This is a genomic window from Frankia sp. CcWB2 (assembly GCF_977927585.1).
This window is the reverse complement of sequence record NZ_CDWRCM010000024.1, coordinates 11,609-13,497: the sequence shown is the minus strand read 5'-3', so window position 1 is coordinate 13,497 and position 1,889 is coordinate 11,609. Positions and strand designations below refer to the sequence as shown.

Sequence of the window (1,889 nt, the reverse complement as noted above, 5' to 3'; positions counted from 1 at the left end):
TGGGGCACCATGTAAGGCGATGTCGCGACCAATGGCCGACGGGCCGAAGCTGGGCGGGGCGTCCGTGGGGGTCCGTGGGAGGGCCGTCGCGTGCCCGGGGAGGGGAGCCCGAACGGTCCGGCGCCACCTGCGCCTGGGAGGTCAGCACCATGAGTGTGGATACCCCTCGGGGGACACCGGCCGGAGTCCGGCCGAGCGAGGTCACGTACGACCATCTGATCATTCCGCCGCACTGGCGTCGGCCGAAGGAGTCGGCGCCGGGGACGCTCAACCCTCTGTTCCCCTCCGAGGGAGGCCTCCGCTCCGAGCCGGCTGCGGCCGGCTCGACGTCGCCGATTAACCCGACAACCGGTCCGCTGACGGGTCCGCTGCTGGTCGGCACCACGGCGCGTGCCTTCGCGAAACTCGACGACCTGATCCGTCTCAGTGCCGAGGACCGTGCCGTCGTCGCGGCTCGCCGCGACGAGGCGGAGCGGGCGCTGCGCGCGATCTTCCCGCCCCGTTGCGCGCTGCCGCTGGTCGGGGTCGCCACGATCGGCTCGGCGGGGCGGGACACCATGATCCGTCCGCTCGACGAGGTCGACATCTTCGCGGTCTTCTCGGCGGCCAACAGCGCCTGGAAGCGTTTCCGCTGGGACTCCCGCGACCTGCTGCTCTGTGTACGCAACGCCATCGGCGGAGATCGGATCCAGACGATCGGCAGCCGCGGCCAGGCGCTGCGCATCGTCTACGACGCCCCCCCGGACGTCCATCTGGTGCCGGCCTTCGATCATCCGCGTGCCGGGTACGTCATACCCGACCGGGTCGGTGGCTGGCTGCCGACCCGGCCGGAGCGGCACACGAGCTGGGCGGCGGACCTCGGCCCCCGGGTGATCTCGGCGGTCCGCCTGCTCAAGGCGTGGAACCGGGTGCGCGGCAGCCACCTGCGCTCCTTCCATATCGAGGCGCTCGCCGGGCAGGTCCTCGCCGGTCGCGGGCTCAACACCCGGCAGGGGCTCGCCGAGGTCTTCCGGCACCTGGACGACGTCCGCCTCACCGTGGCCGACCCGGCCGGCGTCGGCGGGGACCTGTCGTCGTACCTGCGCGCCGAGGACATCGAGGCGTTGGCCGAGAGTGTCCGGCTCGCCCGGATCTACTCGGCGAAGGCGGTGGATGCGGAACAGGCCGACGATCACGAGGAGGCCGTGAACCTGTGGGGTTCCCTCTTCGGACCGGAGTTCCCCACGTTCGGCTGAGGGCGGGCCGGTAGCGCGCTTCGTTTACCCGGCGCCCCGGCTCATCCAGCGCCCCGGCTCATCCAGCGGTCCGGTACGGCGTGGCGCCGACCGATCCGGGATCGCTCGGCCTGCGCGGCGGCGAGCGAGACCGCCTCGTCGGCGTCGCGCAGGCCGGCGCGCACCGTCACCGGGCCGCCGGTGGTATCGAGGTGCACGTCGGCCAGCCGTAGCAGTCTGGCCAGCGGGTTCTGCACGATCCGGATGCTCTGCACCTTGCCGTGAGGGATGAGATTGGTGTGCCGCCGGACGATTCCCCGGTGTACGACGAAGACCGTGTCGTCCGCTCCGCAGGACAGCCGCCGCCAGTGGAGCGGGGCGAGCCAGGCGGCCCGGCGTGGCGGCCGGGTCATCGCCACCGCGGCGACGTCCACTCTGGGCAGCAGCCGGCCGATCAGGGCCAGCGCATCCGCCCGGCGGGCCACCGGTAGCAGCACGGAGGGCCCGCCGCCAGCCACGTTCATCCGGACCGTCACCCAGCCCGACCAGCGCCACAGCGCCGGTTCGCCGATGCTGATCGCCTGGACCCGTCCCGGCGGGACCGTGGCGTGGGTGCGGTTGAGCAGACCGCTGATGATGCGCAGCCCGTCGGGTGACTCGGAGACGGTGTAGGGG

2 protein-coding genes are annotated in these 1,889 nt (G+C 72.6%); one reads left to right on the top strand and one right to left on the bottom strand.

Translation table 11 applies throughout. The annotated features are described in order from the left end of the window. Positions 1-149 precede the first annotated feature (149 nt). Positions 150-1,235, top strand: a complete 1,086-nt coding sequence (locus tag ACY45C_RS04595) for a nucleotidyltransferase domain-containing protein (RefSeq protein WP_462186396.1) — start codon at positions 150-152, stop codon at positions 1,233-1,235. A 41-nt stretch (positions 1,236-1,276) separates the two neighbouring features. Here ACY45C_RS04595 and ACY45C_RS04590 read toward each other — a convergent pair. Continuing rightward, positions 1,277-1,889: PH domain-containing protein (locus ACY45C_RS04590; protein WP_462186395.1), on the bottom strand; the 613-nt coding region annotated here is incomplete at its 5' end.

Coding starts and splice junctions, on each gene's coding strand:
- ACY45C_RS04595 (WP_462186396.1), top strand. CDS start 150: ATGAGTGTGGATACCCCTCGGGGGACACCGGCCGGAGTCCGGCCGAGC.